General features: G+C 64.3%; 28 protein-coding genes, 1 tRNA gene and 1 other RNA gene. 14 read left to right on the top strand and 16 right to left on the bottom strand.

The window, feature by feature from the left end:
- Positions 1–12: 12 nt before the first annotated feature.
- The gene (locus J0X27_RS11320; protein ID WP_207272078.1) at positions 13–1,998 is read right to left on the bottom strand and encodes a bacterio-opsin activator domain-containing protein; all 1,986 of its coding nucleotides are present in this window, start codon (positions 1,996–1,998) and stop codon (positions 13–15) included.
- A 318-nt stretch (positions 1,999–2,316) separates the two neighbouring features.
- Here J0X27_RS11320 and J0X27_RS11315 point away from each other — a divergent pair, with 318 nt between their 5' ends.
- On the top strand, positions 2,317–3,666 hold the full coding sequence (locus J0X27_RS11315; protein WP_207269292.1) for a D-aminoacyl-tRNA deacylase: 1,350 nt from the start codon (positions 2,317–2,319) through the stop codon (positions 3,664–3,666).
- 158 nt (positions 3,667–3,824) lie between these two features.
- The gene (gene ftsZ / locus J0X27_RS11310) at positions 3,825–4,997 is read left to right on the top strand and encodes a cell division protein FtsZ (RefSeq protein ID WP_207269291.1); all 1,173 of its coding nucleotides are present in this window, start codon (positions 3,825–3,827) and stop codon (positions 4,995–4,997) included.
- Positions 4,998–5,133: 136 nt separating this feature from the next.
- Here the strand turns inward: ftsZ and J0X27_RS11305 are convergent, their stop codons facing one another.
- On the bottom strand, positions 5,134–5,766 hold the full coding sequence (locus J0X27_RS11305; RefSeq protein WP_207269290.1) for a rubrerythrin family protein: 633 nt from the start codon (positions 5,764–5,766) through the stop codon (positions 5,134–5,136).
- Between the two features lie 88 nt (positions 5,767–5,854).
- On the opposite strand from J0X27_RS11305, the gene J0X27_RS11300 reads away from it, so the two are divergent.
- Complete coding sequence (locus J0X27_RS11300; RefSeq protein WP_207269289.1) at positions 5,855–7,078, top strand: MBL fold metallo-hydrolase; 1,224 nt, start codon at positions 5,855–5,857, stop codon at positions 7,076–7,078.
- An 89-nt stretch (positions 7,079–7,167) separates the two neighbouring features.
- Here J0X27_RS11300 and J0X27_RS11295 read toward each other — a convergent pair whose 3' ends face one another.
- Positions 7,168–7,500: a 2Fe-2S iron-sulfur cluster-binding protein gene (locus J0X27_RS11295; RefSeq protein WP_207269288.1), complete on the bottom strand. Its 333-nt coding sequence runs from the start codon at positions 7,498–7,500 to the stop codon at positions 7,168–7,170.
- Positions 7,501–7,680: 180 nt separating this feature from the next.
- Between J0X27_RS11295 and J0X27_RS11290 the strand changes: the two genes are divergently transcribed.
- Together J0X27_RS11290 and J0X27_RS11285 are read left to right on the top strand one after the other, a co-directional pair.
- The gene (locus J0X27_RS11290) at positions 7,681–9,432 is read left to right on the top strand and encodes an alpha/beta hydrolase (RefSeq protein WP_207269287.1); all 1,752 of its coding nucleotides are present in this window, start codon (positions 7,681–7,683) and stop codon (positions 9,430–9,432) included.
- 90 nt (positions 9,433–9,522) lie between these two features.
- Complete coding sequence (locus J0X27_RS11285; RefSeq protein WP_207269286.1) at positions 9,523–10,923, top strand: geranylgeranyl reductase family protein; 1,401 nt, start codon at positions 9,523–9,525, stop codon at positions 10,921–10,923.
- A gap of 298 nt (positions 10,924–11,221) precedes the next feature.
- On the opposite strand, the gene J0X27_RS11280 is transcribed toward J0X27_RS11285, so the two are convergent.
- Both J0X27_RS11280 and J0X27_RS11275 read right to left on the bottom strand, forming a co-directional pair.
- Positions 11,222–12,502, bottom strand: coding sequence for an amidohydrolase (locus J0X27_RS11280; RefSeq protein ID WP_207269285.1), 1,281 nt, complete (start codon positions 12,500–12,502; stop codon positions 11,222–11,224).
- Between the two features lie 83 nt (positions 12,503–12,585).
- A complete protein-coding gene (locus tag J0X27_RS11275; RefSeq protein ID WP_097380538.1) occupies positions 12,586–12,921 on the bottom strand; it encodes an uS10/mL48 family ribosomal protein in 336 nt (111 codons plus the stop codon).
- A gap of 186 nt (positions 12,922–13,107) precedes the next feature.
- Between J0X27_RS11275 and J0X27_RS11270 the strand changes: the two genes are divergently transcribed.
- Together J0X27_RS11270 and J0X27_RS11265 are read left to right on the top strand one after the other, a co-directional pair.
- Positions 13,108–13,542 (top strand): bis(5'-nucleosyl)-tetraphosphatase, encoded by a 435-nt coding sequence (locus J0X27_RS11270; protein WP_097380539.1) that lies wholly within the window; start codon positions 13,108–13,110, stop codon positions 13,540–13,542.
- 311 nt (positions 13,543–13,853) lie between these two features.
- Positions 13,854–14,909, top strand: coding sequence for a DUF5787 family protein (locus J0X27_RS11265; protein ID WP_224214591.1), 1,056 nt, complete (start codon positions 13,854–13,856; stop codon positions 14,907–14,909).
- Positions 14,910–14,927: 18 nt separating this feature from the next.
- Here the strand turns inward: J0X27_RS11265 and J0X27_RS11260 are convergent, their stop codons facing one another.
- From J0X27_RS11260 to J0X27_RS11250, 3 genes are all read right to left on the bottom strand, one after another.
- Complete coding sequence (locus J0X27_RS11260) at positions 14,928–15,431, bottom strand: DUF5797 family protein (protein WP_207269284.1); 504 nt, start codon at positions 15,429–15,431, stop codon at positions 14,928–14,930.
- Positions 15,432–15,506: 75 nt separating this feature from the next.
- On the bottom strand, positions 15,507–16,673 hold the full coding sequence (locus J0X27_RS11255; RefSeq protein ID WP_207269283.1) for an epoxide hydrolase family protein: 1,167 nt from the start codon (positions 16,671–16,673) through the stop codon (positions 15,507–15,509).
- A gap of 102 nt (positions 16,674–16,775) precedes the next feature.
- A complete protein-coding gene (locus J0X27_RS11250; RefSeq protein WP_207269282.1) occupies positions 16,776–18,065 on the bottom strand; it encodes an MFS transporter in 1,290 nt (429 codons plus the stop codon).
- A gap of 115 nt (positions 18,066–18,180) precedes the next feature.
- Here J0X27_RS11250 and J0X27_RS11245 point away from each other — a divergent pair, with 115 nt between their 5' ends.
- The 4 genes from J0X27_RS11245 (at position 18,181) to J0X27_RS11230 (ending at position 20,014) form a co-directional block, all read left to right on the top strand.
- Entirely contained in the window at positions 18,181–18,435 is a 255-nt protein-coding gene (locus tag J0X27_RS11245; RefSeq protein ID WP_207269281.1) for a DUF5789 family protein, read from the top strand.
- Between the two features lie 80 nt (positions 18,436–18,515).
- Positions 18,516–18,824, top strand: a complete 309-nt coding sequence (locus J0X27_RS11240) for a transcription factor S (RefSeq protein ID WP_207269280.1) — start codon at positions 18,516–18,518, stop codon at positions 18,822–18,824.
- A 339-nt stretch (positions 18,825–19,163) separates the two neighbouring features.
- Positions 19,164–19,559, top strand: a complete 396-nt coding sequence (locus J0X27_RS11235) for a hypothetical protein (protein WP_207269279.1) — start codon at positions 19,164–19,166, stop codon at positions 19,557–19,559.
- Between the two features lie 68 nt (positions 19,560–19,627).
- Positions 19,628–20,014, top strand: coding sequence for a hypothetical protein (locus tag J0X27_RS11230; protein ID WP_207269278.1), 387 nt, complete (start codon positions 19,628–19,630; stop codon positions 20,012–20,014).
- A gap of 290 nt (positions 20,015–20,304) precedes the next feature.
- Here the strand turns inward: J0X27_RS11230 and J0X27_RS11225 are convergent, their stop codons facing one another.
- From J0X27_RS11225 to J0X27_RS11215, 3 genes are all read right to left on the bottom strand, one after another.
- Complete coding sequence (locus J0X27_RS11225; protein ID WP_425491904.1) at positions 20,305–21,102, bottom strand: methyltransferase domain-containing protein; 798 nt, start codon at positions 21,100–21,102, stop codon at positions 20,305–20,307.
- A gap of 5 nt (positions 21,103–21,107) precedes the next feature.
- On the bottom strand, positions 21,108–21,494 hold the full coding sequence (locus tag J0X27_RS11220; RefSeq protein WP_207269276.1) for a nascent polypeptide-associated complex protein: 387 nt from the start codon (positions 21,492–21,494) through the stop codon (positions 21,108–21,110).
- 148 nt (positions 21,495–21,642) lie between these two features.
- Positions 21,643–22,488: an SDR family oxidoreductase gene (locus tag J0X27_RS11215; protein ID WP_207269275.1), complete on the bottom strand. Its 846-nt coding sequence runs from the start codon at positions 22,486–22,488 to the stop codon at positions 21,643–21,645.
- Positions 22,489–22,586: 98 nt separating this feature from the next.
- Between J0X27_RS11215 and J0X27_RS11210 the strand changes: the two genes are divergently transcribed.
- Complete coding sequence (locus tag J0X27_RS11210; RefSeq protein ID WP_207269274.1) at positions 22,587–23,207, top strand: HD domain-containing protein; 621 nt, start codon at positions 22,587–22,589, stop codon at positions 23,205–23,207.
- 106 nt (positions 23,208–23,313) lie between these two features.
- Here the strand turns inward: J0X27_RS11210 and J0X27_RS11205 are convergent, their stop codons facing one another.
- The gene (locus tag J0X27_RS11205) at positions 23,314–23,802 is read right to left on the bottom strand and encodes a PUA domain-containing protein (protein ID WP_207269273.1); all 489 of its coding nucleotides are present in this window, start codon (positions 23,800–23,802) and stop codon (positions 23,314–23,316) included.
- A 179-nt stretch (positions 23,803–23,981) separates the two neighbouring features.
- On the opposite strand from J0X27_RS11205, the gene J0X27_RS11200 reads away from it, so the two are divergent.
- Positions 23,982–24,236: a hypothetical protein gene (locus J0X27_RS11200; protein WP_207269272.1), complete on the top strand. Its 255-nt coding sequence runs from the start codon at positions 23,982–23,984 to the stop codon at positions 24,234–24,236.
- Between the two features lie 77 nt (positions 24,237–24,313).
- Here the strand turns inward: J0X27_RS11200 and J0X27_RS11195 are convergent, their stop codons facing one another.
- Positions 24,314–24,913: a TIGR00296 family protein gene (locus tag J0X27_RS11195; RefSeq protein ID WP_097380550.1), complete on the bottom strand. Its 600-nt coding sequence runs from the start codon at positions 24,911–24,913 to the stop codon at positions 24,314–24,316.
- A gap of 105 nt (positions 24,914–25,018) precedes the next feature.
- Between J0X27_RS11195 and rnpB the strand changes: the two genes are divergently transcribed.
- An RNA gene (gene rnpB, locus J0X27_RS11190) (RNase P RNA component) lies at positions 25,019–25,467 on the top strand.
- Positions 25,468–25,870: 403 nt separating this feature from the next.
- On the opposite strand, the gene J0X27_RS11185 is transcribed toward rnpB, so the two are convergent.
- The 3 genes from J0X27_RS11185 to J0X27_RS11175 form a co-directional block, all read right to left on the bottom strand.
- Positions 25,871–25,943 (bottom strand) — tRNA-Arg (locus J0X27_RS11185).
- A gap of 200 nt (positions 25,944–26,143) precedes the next feature.
- Positions 26,144–26,293 carry a 50S ribosomal protein L40e gene (locus J0X27_RS11180; RefSeq protein ID WP_207269271.1) on the bottom strand — a complete coding sequence of 50 codons (150 nt, stop codon included), beginning with the start codon at positions 26,291–26,293 and terminating at the stop codon, positions 26,144–26,146.
- A 71-nt stretch (positions 26,294–26,364) separates the two neighbouring features.
- A complete protein-coding gene (locus J0X27_RS11175) occupies positions 26,365–26,868 on the bottom strand; it encodes a DUF367 family protein (protein WP_207269270.1) in 504 nt (167 codons plus the stop codon).
- Positions 26,869–26,901: the final 33 nt, after the last annotated feature.

Below are 26,901 nucleotides of genomic sequence, written 5' to 3'. Positions count from 1 at the left end.
CGTCGATCGTCGTCAGTCGCTCGCGCCGAAATACGCCGAGAGCAGTTTTGCCTGCGCGACGCGGAGATGCTGGTGGAACGTCTGGCGAGCGATGCCGAGCCGGTCGGCGATTTCGCTGGCGTCGCTGTTTCGCGTCGGCCACTCGAAGTAGCCGCCGTGGTAGGCTGCCTCGAGGGCCAGACGTTGTTTTTCGGTGAGGTTCGATTCGACGGTCTGCCGGAAGTCGCCGCGTGTCTCGACCGGCCGATCGACGGTCCGTTTCGAGACGAGTCTGGTGTTGGGGTAAGCCGACGTGATCGCGTCGACGAACTCCCGGAGGTCTACGTCGGGACTCACCTGAACCGTCAGCGATGCGACGCCGTCGCGAACGACTTTCGACTGCAGCCGCGCACCGTATCCCACGAGCAGTTCGCTGATCGTCGACCCGCGGACGACGACTTCCCAGTAGCTTTCGTCCTCGCTGACGTCGATGCAACGCAGTTCCGTGATCGCGGGTAAATCGGCCGCAGCGTCGCGAACCGCACCGGGATCGCTGTCGGGTACGGTAAGGTAGTAGACGAACACGTCGTCCAGGGGCAACACGTGGTCGACCGCGATAGTCGTGGCAGTCTCGGCTGAGAGGGCGATACAGGCGTCCCCACGATCGGTGGACTCGAACTCGAGTTCGATGACCGAGTCCGTATAGAGGAGCCGTCGGATCGCCGTCGCGTTGATCGCGTGGCCGATGGTAACCCCGAACTCCTGTAACACCTCACACTCTCGATCGGCGAACGCCGACGGGTCGTCGGCGGCGATCACGAGCACACCGAAGACCCGATCGGTTGCGACGATCGGAACGACCGCGACGGAACCGTAGCCGCGCTCGCGAGCGTCGGCTTGCCATTCGTCGATGGCACTCTCCTGGAGATGTTGGTACCGCTGGACGCGCCGCGTTTCGAACGGCGACGCGCCGGCCGTGTCGGTTGGCGGGTCGATGAACGACGCGAGGACGTCTCCGACCGACGTCGAGTCGATTCCCGCCCAGACCGCGGGCCGCCACGAGTGGCCATCGCTCGTCAGGACAGATCGTTCCCGCCCGATACCCGCGAAGCAGTACCCGTCGGCGGCCGCGAACTCCTCGACGACCGCGGTCTCGATTCGGTCCCGGGACTCCGCCGCGACCATCGTCTCGTCGATCCGCCGGACGATCGCGTTGAGCCGCTCGAGCCGCTCGAGTTCCCGTTCGCGGGTCTTCCGCTCGCTGATGTTGCGACCGACTCCGGTAAATCCCAGCACGGTCCCGTCGTCGTCGGTGATCCGAGCGCTGTTGAACTCGTGTGGGATCCGAGCGCCGTCCTTCGTGAGGATCCGTCCCTCGGCGGTCACGCGCTCGCCCTCCTCGAGGATTCGTTCGATCGCGTCGCCGATGTGGTCTCGGTCGGTCGGTGCGATGAACCGAAGGGGATGCATGCCGGCGAGTTCGTCCGGCCGGTAGCCGACCACCCGTTCGAACTGCTCGTTCCACTCGATCAGATTCCCCGCCGCATCGAACGCATAGAGGATGTCCGGTTGCACCTCGACGACTGTCTCGGCGACGGCTTTCTCCTCGCGGAGTGCCCGCTCGCGCTCGTGTTCGTCGGTACGGTCGGAGACGTACCAGATGTATCCCGCCGGTTCGGCGTCGCCCGCGTTTGCTCCGAGCTCGCCGTCGTCGCCGAGCGCGGCGAGTACCTCGCGGACCCAGAGCTGGCGTCCGCCGCTCCCGACCCGCACTCCCTCGTTCTCTACGGCACCGTCCGATCGCGCCCGCTCGAGCAACCGCTCCGGGCGTTCGGCTTCCCGCGCGTCCGCCGGGAAGAACGTCCGGTAGTGCGATCCGAGGATCCGTTCCTCGTCGTATCCCACGAGTCGCTTTGCCCCCTCGTTCCACGAGGTGACGTTCCCTGTCGAATCGAACAGCGCGACGGCGTGATCGCTAACGAGTGCGCTGAACTCGTCGACAGCGAGGTGATGGTCCATGAACTGGTCGGTTCCCGTTGCGCCGCGTTCCGTCTCGGTGGACGACGCCGTCACGTTCGACCGATGATCGCTCGTCGCGGTCGTCAGGTTACTACGAGATATGTTATCTCCCCACAATGGAAAAGCTATGGGACGCTCTCGCAACGAGTATTTACCAGTGGGAACGCTCCGTTTCGGCTGCTTTCGAGAATCGGTGACGGCGGCGTCGACGAGACGTCCGACCTCGATCCCACGAAAGCAGTCGATCCGGAGACTGCCGCGGGTCCGACCTAGATCGAAAGCGCAGGGTATTCGTCTCACCGCCACCGACGCCCGCTCGTGATCGCCATCGTCGAGAGCCGCGCCGACCGCGCCTCCGAGCACATCTGTGACAGGCTCCGCGAGCGGACCGACTGGGACCGACGGACCGACGACGACCGCCCGACAGCCGACGGCGGCGGCACCTACTATCGGACCGATGGTGCCGAACTGCGCTCCTTCGACGACCTCCACATCGAACTCGAACGCCCCGCCGACGCCTTCGACTGCGATCCCGATCTGCTGGTCTTCGCGTCGCGACACTCCGGCGACACCGGACCGTTACTGACGGGTCATTTCACGGGCAACTTCGGCCCGGCCGAGTTCGGCGGCGAGCCCGATTCGCTGGCCGAAGCTGCCCCCAACGCGCTGGCCCGCCTGCTCGCGGCCTTCGGCGAGTACGCGCCCGACGAGTACGACGTGGGGATGGAAGGAACCCACCACGGCCCCTCTGTCGTCGGCTGTCCCTCCCTCTTCGCCGAACTCGGTAGCGGCGACGAGCAGTGGGACGACCGTGCCGCTGCCGACGCCGTCGCTCGCGCCATCCTCGAGCTTCGCGACGTCGACCCACACCGCCCCCGACAGGTCGTCGGCTTCGGAGGCAACCACTACGCCCCGCGATTCGAGCGCATCGTTCGCAACACCTCGTGGGCGGTCGGCCACGTCGCACCCGACTGGGCGCTCGAGGCGATGGACCATCCCACGGCTCACCGGGACGTTCTCGAGCGTGCGTTCGACGCCAGCGACGCCGAGATCGCGCTGCTCGACGGCGAGTGGCCGGTTCTCGAGGAGACGCTCGCGACCATCGATTGCCGGATCAAAAGCGAGACGTGGCTGCGCGAGGTCGACGACCGCCCCCTCGAGGTCGTCGACGCGGTCGAGTCCGATCTCGGTGCCGTCGACGACGGGATCCGATTCGGCGATCGGCTCACGGCGTCGTTTAGCGTCGTGGAACTGCCGGCCGACCTCCTGGGTACCGCACAGGGGCTCGACCCCGACCGCGTCCGGACGATCGTCGAAGCGAACACCGTGGCCTTCGCGACCGACAACGGTGGGAGTAGAGTCGGCTTGCGGGTCGCAGCTCCCGACGCCGACGTCGGGGCCGACTCCGATACCGGGAGTGAGCCGCGTGCGAAGATCGTCGAGGGGCTGGCCGCCGTCCTCGAGTCGAAGTACGACACGGTGACGGTCGAGGACGACGCCGTCGTCGCCGAAGAGACGGCTTTCGACCCGGATCTGGCACGGAAAGCCGGCGTGCCGGCCGGACCGAAGTTCGGGACGCTCGCCGAGGGCGAATCGGTCGTCGTCGACGGCGAAACTATCAGCCCTGAGATGGTTCGGACCGAGCGGACGCGTCGATTTCCGATCTGATCGGTTCGTAAATCGACAATAATCCCATCTTACTCGCTTCAGTCCGCCAGATTCGAATTGTAGACACACATATAAGTAATATCATAATAATATGTCAGACACGTGGCTGACGTGTAGGGGAAAGGTAATTATGCTCCATTGTTTAGACAGGAGCAAGAATGGACTCCATAATCGACGACGCAATCGACGAGGCCGAAGACGGGGAGGGAACGATCCCCGACGACGCCGCGTCGGACGACGGGAACTCCCCCGACGGTGACGTATCGGACGGTCGGCAGACAGGGACGATGACCGACGACGAGCTGGAAGACGTCCTACAGGACCTCCAGACCGACATCACGGTCGTCGGCTGTGGCGGTGCCGGCGGGAACACGGTCAACCGCATGCACGAGGAAGGCATCCACGGCGCGAAACTCGTCGCCGCCAACACCGACGTGCAACACCTGGTCGAGATCGACGCCGACACCAAGATCCTGATGGGCGAGGAGAAAACCGGCGGTCGCGGTGCCGGCTCGCTCCCGCAGGTCGGCGAAGAGGCTGCCCTCGAGAGCCAGCAGGACATCTACGACGCCATCGACGGCTCCGATATGGTCTTCGTCACGGCGGGCCTGGGCGGCGGCACCGGGACCGGCTCCGCACCGGTCGTCGCCAAGGCCGCCCGCGAGGCCGGCGCGCTCACGATTTCGATCGTCACGACGCCCTTTACCGCCGAGGGTGAGGTCCGCCGGACCAACGCCGAAGCCGGCCTCGAGCGCCTGCGCGACGTCTCCGACACCGTGATCGTCGTCCCCAACGACCGACTGCTCGACTCGGTGGGCAAACTGCCCGTTCGGCAGGCGTTCAAGGTCAGCGACGAAGTACTGATGCGCAGCGTCAAGGGCATCACCGAACTCATCACGAAACCCGGCCTCGTCAACCTGGACTTCGCCGACGTCCGCACCGTCATGGAACGGGGCGGCGTCGCCATGATCGGTCTCGGCGAATCCGACTCCGAAGCCAAAGCCGAGGATTCGGTCAAGACCGCGCTACGCTCCCCACTGCTCGACGTCGATATTTCGGGTGCGAGCTCCGCGCTCGTCAACGTCACCGGTGGCAACGACATGGCCATCGAGGAGGCCGAAGGCGTCGTCGAGGAGATCTACGACCGGATCGACCCCGACGCCCGCATCATCTGGGGGACCTCCATCGACGAGAGCCTCGAGGGCAGCATGCGGACGATGATCGTCGTCACCGGCGTCGAGTCCCCCCAGATCTACGGCCGGCCCGACGGGGAAGAGCCCGTCCAGCCCGAAGCGCCCGCGGAGGGCGAGGACATCGATTTCGTCGAGTAACACCGATCGCAGCAGCCACGCGTCGGCGATTCGAGTCCAGTTTGCGGTCGCACCCGATTCGTTCTCTCTCCGGTCGAGACCGTTCCGTGGCCCCGGCTCCGGTTCGGGGCCGACGATCCGAGCCGAGCCACGCCGCTCAACAGATCGGCTTCGGATCGAGCCCGAGTTCGTCCAGCGAGTCCGCGTACGCGTCGTACGCGACGTCGATCACGTCCTCGGCGACCGTCCGTGCACGATCCCAGTCCTCGTTGCCCGCACAGACGTCCGCGAGCAACTCGGCCGCCCGGTCGCCCTGTGTGGCCGTTTCGGTCCGTAACTCCCGGAAGCAGTCGGCCCGTTGCTCGTCGCCCTCGTTGACGAAGAACCCCACGAGCTGGAGGTGCGTTCGATCACTGACCAGCGCCCGACCGACGAGCCCGCCGAGGCGAGCCGTCGGTGTCTCGAGCGATCGAAGCCGTTCGTGCATCGGATCGACGCTGCCAGCGTCGACTTCGCCGTCCTCGAGCATGGCCGTGATCCGGTCGTAGTGTTCGCGTTCCTGGTCGCGAGACGCCACGAAGAACTCGCGTGCGTCGTCGTGGTCCTCGTCGTCGATCCACGTCTCGAGGGTCTCCATCGCAGCCCGTTCGCTCCCCGCAGCGGTCCGGAGGACCGTCTCCTCGGTGAGGGTCGCGTCGGTGAGCGCGACGAGAAGCTTCGACGAACCGAGTCGCTCGAGTTCGACGGCGTTCGATTCCTCGACCGTCTCCTGAAATTGGGCAGCGTCCATACCGGGACGACACCGCGAGGCGTGTTGAACGTTGGTGGCCGTTCGAGCCAGCCGCGGCTTTAACCGGCACGAACGCGTACCGATCGCCATGAGCGACCGGAGCGATGCCGGCGACCGAGCGGCCGACGATCCCGCCTCGATGGCTCCCGAGACACTGGCCGACCGGCTGCGATCCGGCGATCCGATGACCGTCCTCGACGTCCGCGACCGCGACGAGTTCGAGCGCTGGCACCTCGAGGGCGAGGGGATCGAGGCCGTCCAGATTCCACATATGAAGTTCATCCAGGCGGAGGCGACCGGTGGCGTGACCGACCTCGTGGCCGACCTGACCGAGCCGATCCTCGCGGTCTGTGGCCACGGCGAAGCGAGCGGCCACGCGGTCGACCTCCTGCGGGACGCGGGCATCGACGCTCGAAACCTCGCCGGCGGGATGGACGCCTGGGCGGACCACTATACGGCTCGCGAACTCGAGGTCGACGCCCCCGCGACGGTCCTGCAGTACGATCGTCCCTCGAGCGGGTGTCTCGCCTACGTGATCTACAGCGGCGGCGAGGCAGCGGTGATCGATCCCCTTCGAGCGTTCGCCGACCGGTACGCCGAGGACGCCGCGGAACTGAAATACGCCATCGACACGCACGTCCACGCCGACCACGTCAGCGGCGTCCGAACGCTCGCGGACCGAACCGACGCGACGGCGGTCGTCCCCGCGGGCGCGACGGAACGCGGCCTCGCGTTCGACGCCGCGACCGTCGAGGGCGCGGCAGAACGAAGTTCCGCGAGCCCTGCTTCGCAAGCTCAGCAGGACGGGGACGAACTGCGCGTCGGCGAGGCGACGCTGACCGTGCTGGCGACGCCGGGCCACACGACCGAATCGGTCTCCATTCGTCTGGCGGGCGGCGACTCGGATACCCTGTTCACCGGCGACACGCTGTTCCTCGAGGGCGTCGGCCGGCCGGATCTGGAGCGCGGCGACGAGGGGGCAGCCGACGCCGCGCGACAGTTGTACGAGAGCCTTCAGGATCGTGTCCTCGAGTATCCCGACGAGACGACGATCGCCCCGGGTCACTACAGTGATGCCGCCGAACCGCGGGCGGATGGAACGTATACGAGCCGACTCGAGCACCTCCGAAACCGGCTCGCTGCGCTCTCGATGGACGACGCCGAGTTCGTCGACCACGCGACGGAGGACCTGCCACCGCGGCCATCGAACTACGAGCGTATCGTGGCGACGAATCTCGGACTCGAGACCGTCGACGAGGAGACGGCGTTCGAACTCGAACTCGGGCCGAACAACTGTGCAGTCGCCGACTGACGGCGCTCGGACGATCCGCTGTCAGTCAGTGATGGTGTCTCCGCGAACGGTCTTGGCGGACCACCAGTAAATCGGGTCAGGAGACCGTCTCAGTCGTCTGCGACCGCGCCGTCGGTCGCGCCGCCGGCGAGATCGCCCTCGATGCTCGGTGGGTACTTCCCGCGCTCGAGTTTCAGATCCGACTGCGGTCGCGCCATGCAGGTCAACGCGTAGTTCTCGGCCTCTTCGTCCGTCAGTCCGCGAGCGGCGGGCTGGGTAACCTCGCCCTCGAGAATTTCCGCGGTACACGCCAGACACATCCCGACCCGGCAGGAGTACTCCTGTGCGATGCCCGCCTCGAGACACCGGCTCAGGATCGTCTCTTTGTCGGAGCAGGTGATCGTCTCACCCGTCCCGACGAACTCGATGGTGTACTCTGTCATACGGAGGCGTACGACCGACCTCACTAAAACTCTTTATTTGTGACGGCTACGCCGATCGAAACAGCGCACTGACTGCGGCGGCTGGCCGTTTCCGCTGTTACTCACGCTCCCGATTGGTCGGTAAATATTGTTATTAATCATCGTAGTTTTTATTTTCAAGGAGTGGAGAGGGTCGTAGCGATGCCATCGAGACGCAAACAGGTAGGATTGCTCGTGCTCTCGCTGCTGCTCGTCTTCAGCGGGAGTGCACTCGCCCACTGGGGGCAGACGGCAGGGGGAGAGATCGACGTTCGACAGGTCGAAATAGAGACGGACGGCGGCGGGACGATCGACGGCTACCTCTACGTTCCCGACGGGGTCAGTTCGGACGACCCCGCACCCGGCGTCCTCGCGATCCACGGCTACATCAACTCCAAGGAAACCCAATCGAGTTTCGCGATCGAGTACGCACGACGGGGTCACGTCGTCCTCGCGATCGACCAACCCGGCCACGGCTACTCGGATCCGCCGGCGTTTGCAAACGGCTGGGGCGGCCCGCCGGCACTCGAGTACCTCGCCGATCACGAACTCGTCGACGAGAACAACGTCGGGCTCGAGGGTCACTCGATGGGGGGCTGGGCGGCTGTCTCGGCCGCCGCGGAACATCCGAACAGCTACGAATCGATCGTGCTCGTGGGCTCGTCGACGGGCTCGGCCGGTGCGCCGGAGGGCAACGAGACGTTCCCGCGGAACCTCGGCGTGGTCTTCGCTGACTACGACGAGTTCCACTGGCTGATGTGGGGGTCGGCGACCGGGCCGGCGACGCCCGAGAGCGAGAAACTGCAGTCCGTCTTCGGCACCGAAGACGGGATCGACGAGGGGGAGGTCTACGGCTCGATCGATGACGGCACGGCGAGGGCGCTGTACACGCCGCAGACGACACACCCCGGCGCACACCACACGCCGAGCGCCGTCTCCGACACCGTCGGCTGGACGCAACAGACACTCGAGGGAGCCGACGAAGAGCCGGGCGATCACGTCTGGTACTGGAAGGAGATCGGAACTGCGATCGCCCTGCTCGGCGGGTTCCTCTTCCTGGTTCCCGCCGGCTCCGTGCTGACCGGCCGGGAGCCGTTCGCCGACGCGACGCGGACGGTGCCCGACGCGGTCACCGAGCGCGACCGCGGCTGGTACGTCGCGGCCCTGCTCGCGGCCGTGATCCCGGTCGTTCTCTACTACCCGACGATGCTGATCGGCAGCGGATCGGTGCCGGTGACTCCGGTCACGCCCCAGGGCGAGACGAACGGCATCGTCCTCTGGGCGCTCGCGAACGTCGTCGTCATCGCCGGTCTGTTCGGGCTGTGGCACCGCGATGCCGGTCGGTCGCTCTTCGACGAGCGATACGGGCTCGATATCGGCGACGGTGCGCGGACGATCGCGACATCGCTCGCGGTCGCGGTCGGCGCGGTCGGCGGCCTCTACGTCCTGCTGTGGATCGTCGACACGCTGTTCATGACCGACTTCCGGGCCTGGGTCCTCGGGCTGAAGCTCATGTCGGCCGTCCACGCCCGGATCTTCGTGACCTATCTCCCGGCATTCCTCGCCTTCTTCGTCGCGCTCGGGGTCCTGTTGCACGGCCGGCTCCGAACGCCGGAGACGACGCGGTCGCTCCCGCGGGCGATGGCGACGAACGCGGTGATCCTCACCGGTGGGTTCGCGCTCCTGCTCGTGATCCAGTACGGCACGCTGTTCGCCACCGGCGCGCTCGCGATCCCGATCACGGCGCTCCAGACGATCATCGCCTTCCAGTTCCTCGCCCTGCTGCCGGTCATCGCGGTGGTGTCGACGTACTTCTTCCACCGCACCGGCCGGATCTGGACCGGCGCGTTCGTCAACGCCCTCCTGATCACGTGGCTGATCGTCGCCTCGCAAGCGACCCACTACGCGTTCTAGGAACCGCCGGGTCCCGAGTCGGGATTCGACCCGTCTCGCGACCGGATCGACCATAAAACGTTTTCTTACCGCGGTGTCCAGAGTGTTGGTATGAGTACGCAGGAGCAGTCGGCCGCCGGCGCGACGACGCGGTCGCCGGACGCCGTCGTCGTCGGTGCCGGAACGTCAGGGTGCTACGCCGCAGCGACCATCGCCCGGGAGGGGTACGACGTCGTCGTCCTCGAGCGAAAGGACGAGGAGGAGGCGGGCCACATCGCCTGCGGTGACGCCCTGAAGGGTGCCGACGCCTTCCCCGAGGCGATCCCGAAGTCGAAACTCGAGCCGGCCTTTACGAACACCGGCGTCGACCACGGCCGTTTCGAGATCCCACAGGAGGATACCGTCCTCGAGATCCCGGTCCCCGGCGAGCTCGCCGTCATCGATCGCTGGGAGTACGGCCGACGGATCATCGACGGTGCCGAGGACGTCGGCGTCGACTTTCATTACGATACGGTCGTCAAAAACGTCGTCCAGGCCGACGACGGCCGCGTTACGGGCGTCGAGGCGATCCGCACGGGCGACCCCCTCACCTACGAGGCCGACATCGTCATCGACGCCGCGGGCTCGCTGTCCGTCCTGCAGGACAACGTCGACTTTTCGGACTCGACGTTCGACACGAACGTCAACTACAGCCACTTCTGTTCGGCCTACCGGGAAATCGTCCACGTCGAGGAACCCGTCGAGTGGGACGACGCGCTCGTCTTCAAGCCGACCGAGCGCGCCGCGGGCTACCTCTGGTACTTCCCGCGGACCGACACCGAGATCAACGCCGGCCTGGGCTTCCAGATGACCGAGGAACCGATGCAGCTCGTCGACGATCTCAAACGCGACCTCGAGAACCGCCCCGAGTTCGACGGCGCGGAAGTCGAGGACAAACTCGGCGCGGCGCTCCCGACGCGGCGACCCTACGACTCGGCCGTTCATCCGGGCTACATGGCCATCGGCGACGCCGCGGGCCACGTCAACCCCACCACCGGCGGCGGCATCGCCGGGGCCGCATACGGCGGCAAGTACGCCGCCGAGCGGGCCATCGAAGCGCTCGAGACCGGCGACTACAGCGAAGACGTCCTCTGGGAGTACAACCAGAAGGTGATGGACCACTTCGGCGCGCGCTACGCCGCCCTGGACGTCTACAACATCCTCTCGACGGCCGTCGACGTCGACGACCTGATGAGCTTGCTCGCCGCCATGCCCGGCGACAAGCTCGCCGAGGCGCTGTACTCGGGCAGTACCGACATCGGGCTCAAACTCAAACTCGAGGCGCTGGTCAAGAGCCGCGGTCACTGGGGGACCATCTGGAACCTCTACCAGACCAAGCGCCGGGCCGACGAACTGCTCGCCCACTACGAGAACTACCCGACCAGTCCCGAGGGGCTGGCGGGCTGGCAGGCTCGGCGCGACGAGTTGATGGAGACGGTCTACGAGACGACCGGAGCCGAGCCCAAGTACTAGAGACGAAGTTTTACTCTGCGAACGCGGCGAAGCCGCGCTCTCGGTAAAATTTCGATCAAAAGCACTCCTCCTTCCCCTCCATTCACTTCGTTCATTACGGGTCAGTCGTCGGCCCGCTCGTTCGCTTCGCTCACTCGCGGTCGGTTACTGGGCAACGGCCTGCCCTTCCCCGTTGAGCGGAACCTTCGTTTCCGCGATGTTCGGAAGAGTTTGCTCTTCCGTAGAGTCGCGGACTCCTCGCGTTGCTCGGAGCCCGCTCCCGGCCACTCCCGCTCGAGATCGGTCGAGAACGTCTCGATCAGGTGTGTCGACGGCTAATTCGCTCGATTGCTCCCGCGAGTACGTCGATCCCGTGGCCGATGCTGGCCTCGTCAACGTCGAACGTCGCGGTGTGGTGGCCGCCGGGGTGGTCGGTCCCGACCCCGACGTAGCAGGCCGTCCCGCCGTTTTCCTGTACTTCTTTCATCAGGAACGTCGCGTCCTCGCTCCCGCCGAGTTCGTCGCGCTCGAGCACCCGCTCGATCCCTGCGGTGTCGCCTGCCACGTCGGCCACGATCGAGACGAGTTCCGCGTCGCTGGTTGCGCTGGGAGCCTCGGCCCCGGTCTCGATCTCGACCTCGCAGTCGTGCATCTCGGCGGCGCTCCGGAGGACCCGTCGGGTCCGTCGCTTCATGTACTCCATCAGTTCGGTCGTCTCGCCACGGACTTCGGCGACGATTCTGGCCTCGTCGGGGATGACGTTGGCGGCGCTCCCGCCCTCGACGACGCCCGCGTTGACCCGCGTCGTGCCGTCGTTGTGCCGAGGGATGGCATAGAGGTTCTGGACGGCCGTCGCCATCGCCTGCACCGCGTTTCGTCCCTGTTCGGGGTGGCCGCCGGCGTGGGCCGACTCGCCCGTGAACTCGGCCTCGAGATGAGAGACTGCCAGAAAGCCGTCGATGCCGGCCACGACCTCACCGGTCGGGTGATCGAGGCCGATGTGGACCGCGAGCAGGGCGTCGATATCCCGGATGTGCTCGCTTTCCGCCATCGACTTGCCGCCGCCGACGACCTCCTCGGCGGGTTGGAAGAACACCTTCAGCGTGCCCCGGAAGTCACTGTCCGCGACGGCCTCGAGGACGCCGATCCCGATGGTCGCGTGGGCGTCGTGGCCACAGGCGTGCATCGCACCCTCGTGTTCGGACCGAAAACCCTCGGCGACGGGCCAGTGGGCGGGGTCGTCCGACTCCGGCCGCGGCAGGGCGTCGATGTCGACCCGGAGGCCGACGGTCGGTCCCTCGCCGCGCTCGAGGACGGCGACCGCACCCGTGTACCCTCCTTCGAGTCGCTCGAGGACGGCCTCGTCGACGCCCGTCTCCCGGGCCCGTTCGTACCAGTGGGTGAGTTCCGCGTCGTCGGGGACGGCCATCCGCTGGTCACCCGCGATGGCGTCGGGACCGACGTGGAGGGCGGCGAGGTCGTCGCCGAGTCGGGACTCGAGTTCCGCGACGATCCGTGCGGTGGTATAGAACTCCCGCCAGGCGGGTTCGGGTTTCCGGTGAAGGTCTCGGCGCAGCGAAACGAGGTCGTCTGCGGTCATATCCTGTCCTCGACGGGAACGATAAAAAGCCCTGTCGCCGTCTCTCCTCGAGACGATCGGCTTGCGGGGCCGTCTCCGGCAGTTCAGTTCCCGCGACCCGCGCCGTGGATCTGTTCGACTTCGGCCTCGATGTGGACCGAGTCGGGGAAACTCTGTGCGGCGATGTTGCGTGCGAGGCTGTCGTGGCCGTGGATCTCGAGTTCGCGGGTGAAGACGGTGTACTCCCACGAGGAAAACTGTCGGTCGTCGTCGGCATGGAGCCGACAGCGCTGTGGAACCGAGAACGTCTCCGGTGGGTGGGAGTGGGGACCTTTCAGCGCTGCCCCCTTTCGTTCCGCGTTGGTTTTGATGTCCTCGACGATGCCATCGAGCGCGGCTCGATCGCCGCTTTGGAGGGTGAGACGGGTGACGAAGGTCATAGCTGGTGTTGTCGCATACGTCCACGGTGGGAGCGTAAAAACCTGCTGAGACGGGACGATCGCGTCCACAGTCGGTCATCGACGGCGCTCGATCGCCCGGTGACCGGCGGGGATCCGGCCAGGAATCAGTATACGCTGGACGAACAGTCCGATATTCTCTTAACGTCGCACCTGTTAGCCCACGTAATGGCAGTCGAAGCTACGAGCGCAGGCGCGATCCTCTTCCGCGATACGCGGGGCCGGCGCGAGTATCTTCTACTCAAGAGCCGCCCAGGTGACTGGGAGTTTCCCAAGGGCGGTGTCGAAGGAGATGAAGAACTACAGCAGACGGCGATCCGCGAAGTAACGGAAGAGGCAGGTATCGAACAGTTCCGGCTCCTCGATGGCTTTCGCAGGGACTACGACTACGTCTTCGAAGCGAACGGGAAAACAATCCACAAAACCGTTCACCTCTTCGTCGCGAAGTCCTTCGAGGCGAGCGCGGAACTGTCAAACGAACATCGCGACCTCCAGTGGCGCGATTACGAACAGGCGATCAACACCGTCACGCAGGACGGCCCCAGAGAGATCCTCGAGGAAGCCCACGAGTTCCTCGACGAACGTGAGGAGGACGAAGAGTAGGCACGCCATCGGAGCGATCAACGATCGTCAATTCGGTCCCGCTGGTCCCCGCCGTCGGCGGAGTACTCCTGTCGTTCGTCGGATTCGACGCGAACGTTGCGATCTTCCGCGTGTTCGGCAAGGCCCCCGCGGCGGTCAGCGCGACCGAGACTCGCAGTCAGCCACAGCGCCGACATCTGTCTGAAATCGGAGCGAAAACCACCGAAATCGGTCACTGTCGTTCTAGCCCGATTCTGCGTTCCGCCGTGGCCGGGTCGGAAACGGACGAACGCACCGGAGCACACATAGTGGCCCTGACCCTACGAAGAACAGTGACTCGAGACCCCGAGAGCGAATTCGCGTTCGAGTTGCGGACCTGCCGGTGGGCCGAACTCGAGTGGCCGCCCGGGAACGACTCCGTCGGCGACGACACCGTGGTCATCGTCGCTCGCCAACTCGGGACGAAACGCCGTCGCTGGGACACGATCGTCCTCGAATGCAACCGCGACGGCCTCCGCCAGCGAGCGAACTTCGGCCTCGAACGACTCGACAGCGATCTCCGCCACGTCGTCGGCAACGCTCCCGGGGAGTGGACCTACTACCGCGATGCCCTGCCACAGCCAGGCTACCCCTGGCGATACGTCCGCGAGGCGATCCACCGCGCCGACGACCGGGGGATCCTCGAGACCAGAAAGCGGGGCAATCGGATCGAGATCCGGCGGGAGTGGACCTATCCCGACTGGCTCGAGCGGGTCGTCGCCATCGAGAACAAGCCGGACTTGGACGCCAGCGCCGCCCGCGCGCTCGGCTCGCAACTCGAGTACGACGTCGCCGTCGGGCTGGCCGACGAAGTCTGGGTTGCAACCCGACAAACGGACGAGCGCGTCGAACCCGCGCTCTTCGAGGACCTGCCGGTCGAGGCAGGGATCCTCACACTCGAGCCCGACGACCTGACCGCCGAGGTCGAGTGGCACCCCCGATCGCTCGCGATCGACGAGCCGGGGAGTCGAATCCTCGACCGTCCCGACGGCGGGGAGCGGGACGACTCTGCCGCCCGGTTCGAGTACGTCGATCCCGATTGGAAAGCCGCGAAACGGCTCGCGATCGCCGAACGGGCCTACGAACGCGGCTGGCGGTCGTTCGTCGACACGATGCGTCCCGACTGCCGATACTTCGAGTTGTGCGCTCGAGACGGTGTGCAGGCGCGCCCCCACTGCGCCGCCAAGGGCTGCTCCCAGACGGCCGCCGAGTGTTCCGGCACCTGTGACGAGTTCGAACCCGAGCCGCCGGTCTGGCGTACCCGCGGCTGGCCGATCGAGGGCGGGCCCGGAAAACGGGTCCAGCAACTCCTCGCGGAACGCCGGCGGCGACGGCGACCGGGGGTATAACGCGTCCCGACCGAGGCGTCAATCGGAGACGGCGACCTCGAGGTCGTCGCGCTCGACCACCAGCCGAAACGTGGGGACGGTGCGGTACTCGACCTCGACGACGCCCTTCCGGCGCAGGCTCTGGAGGCCCGAACGGACGGCCTCGGCCTCGGGATCGACGTCGTACTCGTCTCGGAGCTTGTGGAGCACCGAGACGACGCTCTCGGATCGCTCCTCGGGACCCGCCAGTACCGCGACGATCCGGGCCTGTAGTTCGGGCACGCGGATCTTGGAGGGGACGCCGTCGGACTCGGGATCGCTCTCGATGCCCGGTTCGACGTCGACCAGATCGGCCGCCTCCGCGGTCGCGCGGATCAGGCTGTTGTCGTCCCGGAAGTAGTAGTCGCCGAGTTCGTTCTCTAAGTACTGGTGGACCTCGCTGCCGCTGTCCATTCCCCAGCGCTCCTGGAGTTCGGAATTCTTCGTCGGCTGTAGCTCCACCACGTCCGCCAACCGGTCCTGGGCCTCCTCCGAGAGCGTCATCGTCGAACCGTATGCGGATCCGCTACTTTTGCGTTGCGTCCCGGCGCGGGCTCGAGGGCGCTCGCCTCGCCTCTCTCAGTCGAACTCGCCGAGAAACGACCGCAGGTCGTCGACGAAGAGATCGGGAACTTCCATCGCCGCGAAGTGGCCACCCTCGGGCATCTCGCACCAGTGACGGATATCGTAGACCGCCTCCGCCCAGGCGCGGGGCGTCTTGTACACTTCCGCCGGATAGCGGGCGTGGCCAGTCGGCACGTCGACGGCGTCCGGCGTCGCCGCTCCCACGTCCGTCTCGTAGTAGATCCGCATCGAGGAGTTGATCGTCCCCGTGAGCCAGTAGACGCTGAGGTTGTCGAGCAGCCGGTCGCGATCGAAGTGAGCGTCGAGGTCGCCGTCGCAGTCGCTCCAGGTCCGGAACTTCTCGACGATCCAGCCAGCGAGTCCGGCCGGCGAGTCGGTGAGTCCGTACGCAAGACTCTGTGGTTTGGTCGCCTGAATCTCGTGATACGCGGTCTCTCCGTCGCGGAACTCCGCGGTCGCCTCGTAGTCGGCCCACCCTTGCTCGTCAAGGAGTTCCGTCGGGTCCTCTGCCTCGAGCGACGACGGATTCACGAAGAGCATGTTCGTGTGAATCGCCTCGACGCGGTCGGGATAGTTCGCACCCAGCAAGGCGGTGACCAGCCCACCCCAGTCGCCACCCTGTGCGACGTATCGGTCGTAGCCGAGCCGATCCATCAGTTCGGCGACGGTGTCCGCTACCCGCGGGACGTCGTACCCCTGCTCGCTGGTGGGGCCGGAAAAGCCAAATCCCGGGAGCGACGGCGCGACGACGTGGAACGCGTCCGCCCGGTTGCCGCCGTGGGCCGCCGGATCCGCGAGCGGCCCGAGCACGTCGAGGAACTCCGCGACCGAACCCGGCCAGCCGTGGCTCAGGACGAGCGGCGTCGCGTCCGGCTCGGGCGAGCGAACGTGATAGAAGTGGACCCGCTGGCCGTCGATCGTCGTCTCGTACTGCTCGAATTCGTTGCACCGATCCTCGAACGCCGCCCAGTCGAACTCCTCGTGCCAGTACTCGCAGAGTTCCCGGAGCGACTCGCGTTCGGTCCCGTATTCCCACCCCGAGTCGGGGAGTTGGTCGGGCCAGCGCGTCCGTTCCAGCCGCCGCCGGAGGTCGTCGATCTCGTCTCGATCGACCGACACCTCGAACGGGCGGATCGAGTCGTCGTCGGGGGGTGTCGTCATGGCGATCCCCCGACTCCGAGAGTATTGGTCTGTACAGTGGTGATCGACCACATACACTCCCCAACTCGGGCCGTCCTCAAAGTAGTATGGCGACGCGCCCCCTCAATCGCTTCCCACGACCGGAACGGAGGCCGTCGTCTCGAGCGTCTCTTCGACCTGCGTATACACGAGAACCACCCCGAGCACTGCGAGTGACGTCCCGAAGACGAATGGAACTTCGAAGCCGTACCCGACCAGCGCGCCCGAGGAAAGCGGCCCGAGGGCGATCCCGTAGCCAAACGCCATCGTCAGCACCGACAGCTTCGACCCGGACTCGCCCGGACCGGCGAGGTCGCCCACCAACGCCAGCGACGGGGCAAAGACCATCGCGGCGGCGATGCCCTGGAACAGCCGGGCGAGGAACATCAAAACGGACGAGAAGAGAAATCCCTGTACGAGCGTCGTCGGCACCAGCAACAGCATTCCGACGACGATGAACGGCCGTCGGCCGTACCGATCGCAGGCCCGCCCGATCGGCGTCTGGAGGGCGACCTGCGCGATGATGAACGCCGCGAACTGCAGCCCGAACCAGGTCGATCCCTGCTCGAGGCGGGCGTTGACCTGGGGCTGGATCGTCGCGAACAGCGCGATCGCGGTCGCCATGAACAGCGACGCGACGCCGAGCGTGAAGACGGGATCGAGCAGGTTCGTGCCCGACCGGTCGAGGATCGGGATCGAGAGGTCCGCGCCGGCGTTGGCGGCCGTCGATTCGGGGTCGGAGACGAGGACCGTCACCATGACGTAGCTGATCGTGGCCGTGATCGTCGCGATATAAAAGGCTGCGTCGAAGCCGTCGATCACCGCCCCGCCGGGAAGCGCGTACGGGCCGCGACTGACGACGGCACCGGCGACCGCCGGGCCGGCACCGAAACCGACCAGCCGAAAGGTGTTGTAGACCCCCATGTTCCCGCCGCGATCGCCCGTCGTCGCGAGTTCGTTGACCAGGGCCACCGACGACGGGATGATGAAGGCGACGCTGACGCCCTGTAACCCGCGGATGACCAGCAGCGAGACGTACGTCTCCGCGAAAACGTAGGCCACGTTCGTCATCGCGAGCCCGGCGAGGCCGACCAGAATGAACGGCTTTCGCCGCCCGATGCGATCCGACAGGCGGCCGGTAGCGGGCTGAAAACTGCTGTTGAGGAAGCCAAACAGCGAGAGAACAAGCCCGATGATCATCGACTCCCCGAGACCGAACGCCGTCCCGCCGACGACGCCGCTGGTCACGTACAGCGGAATGACGATGATCAGAAACGAGTTCCCGATCCCGTCGGCCATCCGGGCACCCGCCAGCGCGAGCACCCGTCGATCCACGGCAAACGGCGCGACGAGCCGCTCCACGAGTCTCCGCATGGACAATACCTGTGTTATCTCGCCCGATTATAGTTTCGAATCGAAATGTCACGTGAGCGGATGCTCCGTTCCAGCAGGGCGACACTACAAGCCACTCCGGCGCGTCAACCTACCCATGTCCGACGTCAAACTCAGTCGAATCGACGCTGTCTTCGCGGACCTCGAGTACCCGATCTCGCAGGACGACGCCGCCACCGAACTCGAGGACGTCACGCTCTTGCTCGCCGACGGCGAGCGGAATCTGGGGGCGCTCGTCGAAAAAAGCGAGCGCGACCGCTTCGAATCGATGGACGACCTCCGGGCGGAACTCCACAACGTCCTTCCGCGGGAGGCCGTCGGCGAGCCCTACCAGTCGGAGGGAGAGGGCTAGCTCGCGGGGGCGACCCCGCGGCCGGTCGGCGAGCCTAAACAGGTCTCTTAAGTCACTCGACCCCCGTAGCCCGGACAACGATGGAATTTTGCGACGAATGCGGTTCGATGATGAAAGCCGAGGACGGCCTCTGGGAGTGTGGTAGCTGTGGGTTTACGAAACCGAAAGGCGACGCGGACCAGTATATCGTCACCGACGATCAGGAGGCCAGCGAGGTCATCGAGTCCTCCGGCGAGACCTCGCTGCCCGAAACCGACGCGATCTGTCCCGAGTGTGGCAACGGCCGCGCCCACTGGTACATGCAACAGATCCGGTCGGCCGACGAGTCCGAGACGCGCTTTTTCATCTGCACCGAGTGCGAGCACAAGTGGCGCGAGGACGACAACTAACGAAATTTTGCGCTGCGGTCTATCGCGAGCGAGGCACTGAGCGCCTCGCTCGCGATGTCCCTCGGCAAATTTTTTGAATAAAAGTCCTCGTCCTCTCTTGCCAGTTTTGCAGTGTCGTTTTCGTTAGTAGCGTTGCTTCTCGATTGATAGCGCACTCTTCTTTGGGTACCAGAATACAATAGATATAATTTAAATATTAAAATAATATAAGATAAAATTGATATATTAGAGATAACAGTAATGATTACTTTGTTTCTATACATTAATATTATTTAAGTTTAAAAATTCTAATTATCTTAAATAAAAAAATATATGTATGTGTTAATTGAATATAATTATATGAGGAGAAGAAAGGTGCTGACGAGCGGGATTGCTCTAACAAGTATGGGGATTATCCCTTCCAGTAGTGCTGCACGGTTGAGCGAGGATCAGAACCATGAATACCAGGGTATGGAATATCTTGGTCAAGATAAAAATAAGTGGTATTATCAATTTGAGCAGAATGATGAAAGGAAGCTGAACATAATTGAAAAAGACACGAGAAAAGTATACGTGAAAGAATATTCGAACGAAATTCTGGACGGGGTTATAAAAAAACCTCACGGAAAAAGACGTTCGAATGATATCCCGAAGAGAAGGGGAAAAAAGGCCTACAGAAAAACCAGTCAAATGATAATGATGATGAACGAGGATTGGTTTATGATCCCAATGCTCAAGACCAAGAAGCTGACCTAATTACGAATGATGTAGCCATACAAGCATCAGACACCCCTAACGTGATAGAAAGGGTTGGGGATAAGCGGGTGTATCTCGATTCCTGCACATTTGATTGTCTTAAGCATAGCTACCATGTGGCGTGTGTTGAACTGAATAAACATGCTGCTACAGTATCAAAGGCAGTACTTGTTGGGCAGGTTATAAAATCAATGGCTAAAAAAGTCCCTAAGGCATTTGCTAAGATCCTGAAGCGAGATTCTGTTGCTGATGCACTTGGAGCAGTGATTAGTGCTGCCGCCGGTAACGTTGTCTCGATGGGTAGTTTAGAATGGGATCAAAGCCTCCCCCATGTTCGGGATCAAAAAATGTGGACATTTAAAGGTGGGATGACCTCTTGGAAACCTTCTCGAGATGCAGCCGGTCTGACGACATTCTTTGCCCTACCCGAGCATAGCTATTGCCCTGACTTCTAATATAAATACTCCAGCCGTTAAATAACCGGATATTATATGCGTATAGGGCACAGAATCAAAAATAACTGAGTCACATTTGGAAAATGGAATTAACAATGGATATGATAAAGTCTTTATTAGGGGCACCGATTATTGCGCTTATTCTCGTCTACGTAGATAGTAATCTAGTAAACCTATCGATATATTGGATCGTAGTTTCTGGAATTGCTATATCTATATTGATGCACGAACTAGTTCCAAAGGGGATACAGAGAATTCGCGAACAAAAAGATATGTGAATTTATGTGGCTCTATTCGTTCCGCGCGATCGTCAGATACCCGGTGTGACCGACGGGCGCGGTCGAGGGCCGCGAGCCCCGTTCGTCGAACTGCATCTCGCGTTGAATCGTCTCGCGGGTCGTGATGTTCGCGAGGCCGACCTCGCGGGCGGTCTCGGCGACCTCGCGAGTCGACTCGATGAACGGACTGTAGACCGCGACGAACCCGCCGTCGACCAGGAGGTCGGGCGCGTGTTCGACCATCGCGGGTGCGTCGGCCGTATCGAGGGTCAGGACGTCGAAGGACGACGGCTCGAGGGCGTCGACGTCCTCGAGGACGTCACCGGTTCGAACGTCGACGGCGTCCTCGACGCCGCCAAGCGCCATGTTCTCGCGGGCGACGTCGGCGAATTCCGGGTCTTGCTCGTAGGTCACGACCTCGGCACCGGCACGCGCCATCAGGGCCGCGAGCACGCCGGTTCCGGTCCCGGCGTCGAGCACGCGGTCGCCGCCGGCGATTCCCGTTTCGCCCAGTACCAGTCCGATGTCACGGGGGACCATCGGCGCGCCAGTCCGCTCGAAGTGATGAAAGAGGTCCGGGCCGCGCAGTCGACGGACCTGAAACTCGTCGCCCAGATGCGTCTCGAGGGTATCGCCCGAGTGGACGTCCTCGGGGACCTCGAGCACGCCGAGGTCGGTCCCCATCTCGTCGCCGGGTTCGACGAGGTACTCGCGGTCGCCGCGGACGAGCAAGACCGGAACGCGGTCCCGGTCGGCGTCGCTCTCGGTCCCGGCGTCGGCGTCGTCGTCCGCGCGCTCGTGGTCGCTCACCCGAGTCACTCGAGGGAGCCGACTGCCGCGGCGAGATCGCCGTCGTTCGCTTCGAGGGCCTCGCGGGCCTCGTCCTCGCTCACGCCGGCGCGCGTAGCGACGAGTTCGACGTCCTCGTCGGGGATCGACGAGCCGGCATCGGAACCGGACTCGTCACCGGCACTGCCACCGGCCGAGCCGGCTTCGACCTCCTCGGGCGAGCCGATGACCTGGTAGGTCTCCTGCCCGCGGGCATCCATCTTGGTGACCTCGGCGTCGTCGAAGACGAGGTCGTACTCGTCGGTACGGATGATGACCTCCTCGGCGTCGATATCCTCGACGTCGATACCCATCTGCTCCATCATCTGTTCCATCTTGCGCGGATTGAGTCCGCCGCCGCCTCCTCCAAACATACTCGACACGTCGCCACGGGCGACCTTTTACTTTGTCGTTCCTCGAGGAGCGACGAGCCGACTGCTACGAGAGGGGTTCGGCGCTCGGGGATCGCCGGCGGCAAAGACTCGAGAACGGCGATCCTTCACCGGGCTCGGACGCGACTCGTCACCGCGAGTACTCCGGATCGAAGATCTGTGCGGACATCGGTGCCGGATCTCCCTCGGTGAGGTTGTACCCCGAAAAGTCCTCGACGCCGGCCTCGCGGAGGAACTCCTCGTCGTAGATGTGGTTGCCGGTGAACTCGGCCGGGTCGCGTGTCAGCATCTCGAGGACGGTATCCGAGACGATCTCCGGGGTGCGCCAGTCGTCCTCGGTCCCCATCTCGAAGTAGCGAGTCGCGCGCGTATCGATAGCAGTCACCGGCCAGAAGGAGTTACAGCCGATGTCGTCGCTCGCCAGTTCCTGGGCCAGCGACAGCGTGATAAACGACATTCCCATCTTCGACCACGAATAGGCCGCCTTCCCCGGCGCGCGGTCGATCTCGACCGGCGGCGCGTTCGTCAGGATCCAGGCGTCTTCCTCGACGTCCTTCAGGTGGTCGATGAAACCCCGCGAGATCAGATAGGTGCCGCGCACGTTGACCTCGTTCAAGAGGTCGTACCGGTTGGCCGGAATGTCCTCGACGTCGCCCATCTGGATGGCAGAGGCGTTGTTGATGACGATGTTGATCTCGCCCATCTCGTCGATCGCTTCCTCGATGGCCGCGTCGACGTCGTCCTCGTTGCGAACGTTCAACTGGAGCGCGTGCGTCTCGACGTCTTTCGCCGCACACTCCTCGGCCGTCTTGTGAATCGTTCCCTCGAGGTCCGAGTCCGAGTCGTCGACGGTCTTGCCTGTCGAGACGATGTTACAGCCCTGTTCGGCGAGTGCCAGTGCGAGTTGCTTCCCGATTCCGCGCGTCGTCCCCGTGATGAACGCGGTCTGGCCGCTCAAATCCGGTTTCTGTAGCATTCGTGTTTGGGAGACGTTCCCGACACGCAAAAAGGCAATTCAAACTCCCGAACCGTCGATCGACGTTTTCAATTTGCACCGACACGTGACGCGGTACAATGGCCGAGGAATTCGACGCGTTGCTCGAGGCGGTCGAACTGAAAGACGAGCGGCGAACGGGATGGGTCCTCCGCGGGATCGAGTCACCGGAATCGGTCGCGGCCCATACCTGGGGGATGGCGACGTTGTGCCTGCTGTACGCCGACCGAGGGGGCGACGATGTCGACCGCGAACGGGCGATCTCGATGGCGCTCGTCCACGATCTCGGGGAAGCGCGGACGGGAGACGTCGCGACGCGGGCCGAAGACGGCACGCAGCGGGTGTCCGGCGAGGAAAAGACGGCTCGCGAGCGGGCGGCGATCACCGACCTGCTCGAGCCGTTCGACGATTCCGACGGCGACTTCCTCTCGCTCTGGGAGGAGTACGAGGCGCGCGAAACGCCGACTGCACGGTTCGTCAAGGACATGGATCTGATCGACAACTGCCTGCAGGCACTCGCATACGAACGCGAGGATCGCTACGATGAAACCGAGCGAAACGACGCGTTCTCCGAGTACGAGAACCTCGACGAGTTCTTCGCCACGGCTAGCCCGCGGATCCGGACTGGGGTCGGCGAGTCACTGTTCGAGGAGATCAAAGCCCGATACGAACGGGAGATCGGGCGAGCGTGTCGACTCTAGTGGGTCGTCAAGCCTGCTCTCGCGAGTGGAACCAATCGATCGGTGTCCGGTTCCGCTCGCGAGCGACGGGTGAGGGAGTACTCTAGGGACACGGCTCGACGGGTGTCTACGTTCCCGCGGGCGCGCCCTCGCGGACGTTCACTGCCATCCCCGTCTCGAAGTCCCGAATCGCGCCGGCGTCGAGCTGTGCCGTCCCGACGGCGAGCAACTCGCCGCGCTCGTGGACGACCAGTACCTCGTCGCCCGGTCGAATCTCGTCGCCGACTTCGAGGACGAACTTCGCGAAGACGTTCTTTTCCTCGCGGACGAAGGGTTCGCTCTCGTCGTCGACGACGACGCGATAGGCAGGGTGAGAGAGCGCGGCCGCGAGCCGGCGACCGCCCTCGAGGCCGAGCGTGAACCGGCCGTCAGTGCCAAAGGAGACGATCCGGCCCGCATCCGCGTGGACCTGTTGTGGTCGTCCCGAGGTCGTTCGTTTGACCGTCAGCGGTTCGTCGGGCGGGAACAGCGCCACGCCCGCACCCGCGCCGAACTGGTAGTCCGCGATGGTCCGAAGCTGGGGCAGGCCCGCACTCCCGTCTGCTGGGTCGCTCATTGGCCGAGGTTCGTCGTGACGGGTCGAAAGCCCTTCGACCTGGTCCGCCCCACTGCGGATATCCGGCCAGCTGTGGCCCCGCTTCGGGACAGTCGGACGCGAGACTGTCGGGACGCGTATCGCCCGGCGCGTTCGTCAGATAGCTATACTTTTCTACCGAACAACCGATTCACCGATCGATGGCTCCCGAGAGCACCGAACCTCACGCCGACATCGCAACCCGATTAGCCGGTCAACTCGTGGTCATCGTCGCAGTCGCAAGGTTCTGTACGTGGATGCTATTGCCGTGGCCGTCGGTTCTCTCGGTGCCGCTGGTACTGGCCGTCTACCTGATTGCGCTCTGGTTCGGGGTTCACTACCTGTTCGCGGCACTAAACGACCTGCTCGAGGTCAAACTCGAGGCGAGCGACCGGTCCCTGGGAACGGACGAGTGAGGGAGACGAGCCCGCGGATCGGACGCGACTCGAGACGCGGCAGACGGCTACCGAGGTCGCCAGAACAGTGAGCGTGGTTACAGTTCTTCGATGCTTCCGTCGGCCTCCCGCTCGCGGAAGACCTGTCCTTCGAACAGGGTGACGACGACATCGTCGTTCTGCCAGGCTCCCGGTGCGAGTTTCGCTTTTCGGCACGTCCGATCGAGGTACTCGCGGGCGCTCCAGTCGTTCTCGACCGGCACCGTCGGGTAGAGCCAGCCGCCCTCACCGCCGTCGATGGCGACGCCGTGGGTACCGAGTTCGAGGTCGGCGAGCGGATCGTCGGTCAGCAGGACGTTCTTGACGGTACAGACCGACACCGTCAGGTTCGGCAGCTCAGAGGGGCTGACCTCGGAGCCACAGGAGTCCTCGCTTGCGGCCTCGATCGCCGCGTCGACGATGACGTGGCCGAGTTGGTCGCCCGAGCGATAGCCCCCCGCACAGCCCCGCAGGCTCCCCCGGCCGCGGGTCGACTCGAGGCGGACGAACGCGCCGGTCCGCTCGTAGAAGGCTTCGCGCATGCTGCCCGGTTGTTCTCGTTGCCCGTGTTGTACGTACGCTTCGACGGACTCGCGCGCGAGTTCGACCGCGCGAGCACCGTCTTCGTAGGAGAGGTCGACGCCCTGTCGCTGGGACATACAGGTGGACAAGGGGATAGTCGTCCTAAAACGCTTCCATTCGTCACAGGGCGGTTTCGAGCCCCCGACCGAGGGACTTATTCGCCCCACGAGCCTATATCGAGTGGGAGAGAGAGCCTGGCCGCCGCGATGGTCACGCCGGCGACGGCGCGACCACTCAACGCGGGCCACCCCTCCGGGGTGCCCCGCGCCCGCGAGGAAAGTCCCCCCACCCGTTCGGGCAGGTGACCGGACACAAGTCCGGAGCGGGAGACCGCTGGCTCTGGAACAGAAACGACACGTCTCGGCCCGACCGATGATGCGTGCGAACCCGACCGAGAGGAAGGGGAGTCAACCCGCAGAGGGAGTGTCGTCGACCGATCATGGTTCGAACCCATGGGTCACGCGTGGCGTGATCGACCACACAGAGACGGCCGAGGATCGATGGAACGGCGAACCCTCACCGGTGCAAGTCCGCGCCGTGGTAGCCCGAACGCCCCGCGGTCTCGCCGCGGACGGCGCGGACGCTCAGCCGAATGCCGGGTCGAACAGAAGGGGGCTTACTCCTCTCACCCATTTTTCGTCCTCGAGTGGCGACGCCATCGTCGCTCCTGGTCGCCGAGCGGACAGGTAGTCTTCTCGAGTTACGACAGCAGATAGGCGAAGATGACGCGAGCGTGACGTTCTAATTTGGCGTCGATCTGTACTGGATGTTTCATGACTGCTATAAATCAAAAGCGTCCTGACGGAGTCCGCCGCGAACGAAGTGAGCGGCGGGCATGTCAGGACCGAACGACGCAGCGAGTGCTGAACGACGTGAAGCACTCGGAAGGAGTGAGCGTCCTGACGGAGATTTGAACGCGGGAAGACGGTCGGCCTCGCTTCGCTCGGCCACTGCGACTTCCCTGCTCAAATCACCGGGTCCGTTTTCCAAACACGGACGACTCGCTTCGCTCGTCGTCGTAGTGTTTGGAAAAGCGTCCTGACGGAGATTTGAACTCCGGTCCCTGGCTCCGCAAGCCAAGAGGATAGTCCACTACCCTATCAGGACTCATCTCTTCATACCCCGGTGAACATTAAAGCCCTTTCGAAAGGCTCCCGTCGCCGCCCCGGAGTTTCGCCGTCGATCGGCACGGCGATCGCTCGCGTTCGACTCACGGATGACTCCTGCGGTCCGGATCCAAACGGCGAGTCCGACCTCGTCACTACGAGGCGACGAACGGAAGAAAACTGATCGATCCGCGGCGTCGATTATGCGGCGCGGGGCTCTTTGGCTTTGGGACGGAGCTTCGTGTACCCGCACTTGCGACAGCGGGTCGCTCGCTTGGAGTTGCGAGCGTTACAGCGCATGCAGATCATCTTCTCGAGCATCCGTTTCTCAGCGGCGTCGAAACTGGCCATACCCGCCCTTTGCTCGTGGGGCATTTAGTCGCTGTGATTCGGCCGACCACCACGGCGGACGGCCGACTCGGTCACTCCTCGTCGGCCAAGTAGTCGTCTTGGACCGCGACGACCTCGCTCGAGTCAGCACACTCGCTGTACCGGGTCAGTGGCTCCTCGTTGAGCGTCAGGAACGTCTCGCCCCAGCGGAACGGCTCGAGCAGGTCCGCCGCCAGTTCCCACTCGTCGAAGAGACAGGCCGCGGCGGCGAGCGCTTCGACGGTGGTCAGCCGGAACGGACGGCCGTAATTGATCGGGTTGGCGGCGACGAGGAAGGGAAGTGCCCGATGGACGCCACGCATCTCGAACGACGCCGCTTCGGCGGACTCCCACGAGCAATCGAGGGCGACCAGCGTTCCGAGTCCCTCGGCGAGATCGGCCGGCGAGAGCGCCTGCTCGGCGTGGGGGTTCAACACGACCCCGTAGGGTACCTGTCCCATCGACCGATGGAGGATGGCTTTGTCGAACTTCTCGAGGCGACGCGCGGTACACTTCTCGGGGTCGTCGTCGCCCTCGTAGTAGACGTGACACTCCACGGCGTATCGGTACGCGGAGGCGGAAGAAAAGGA

The organism is Natrinema longum, assembly GCF_017352095.1.
GTDB lineage: Archaea > Halobacteriota > Halobacteria > Halobacteriales > Natrialbaceae > Natrinema > Natrinema longum.
The sequence above is the reverse complement of the archived record's forward strand: the minus strand, read 5'-3'. Positions and strand labels throughout refer to the sequence as shown.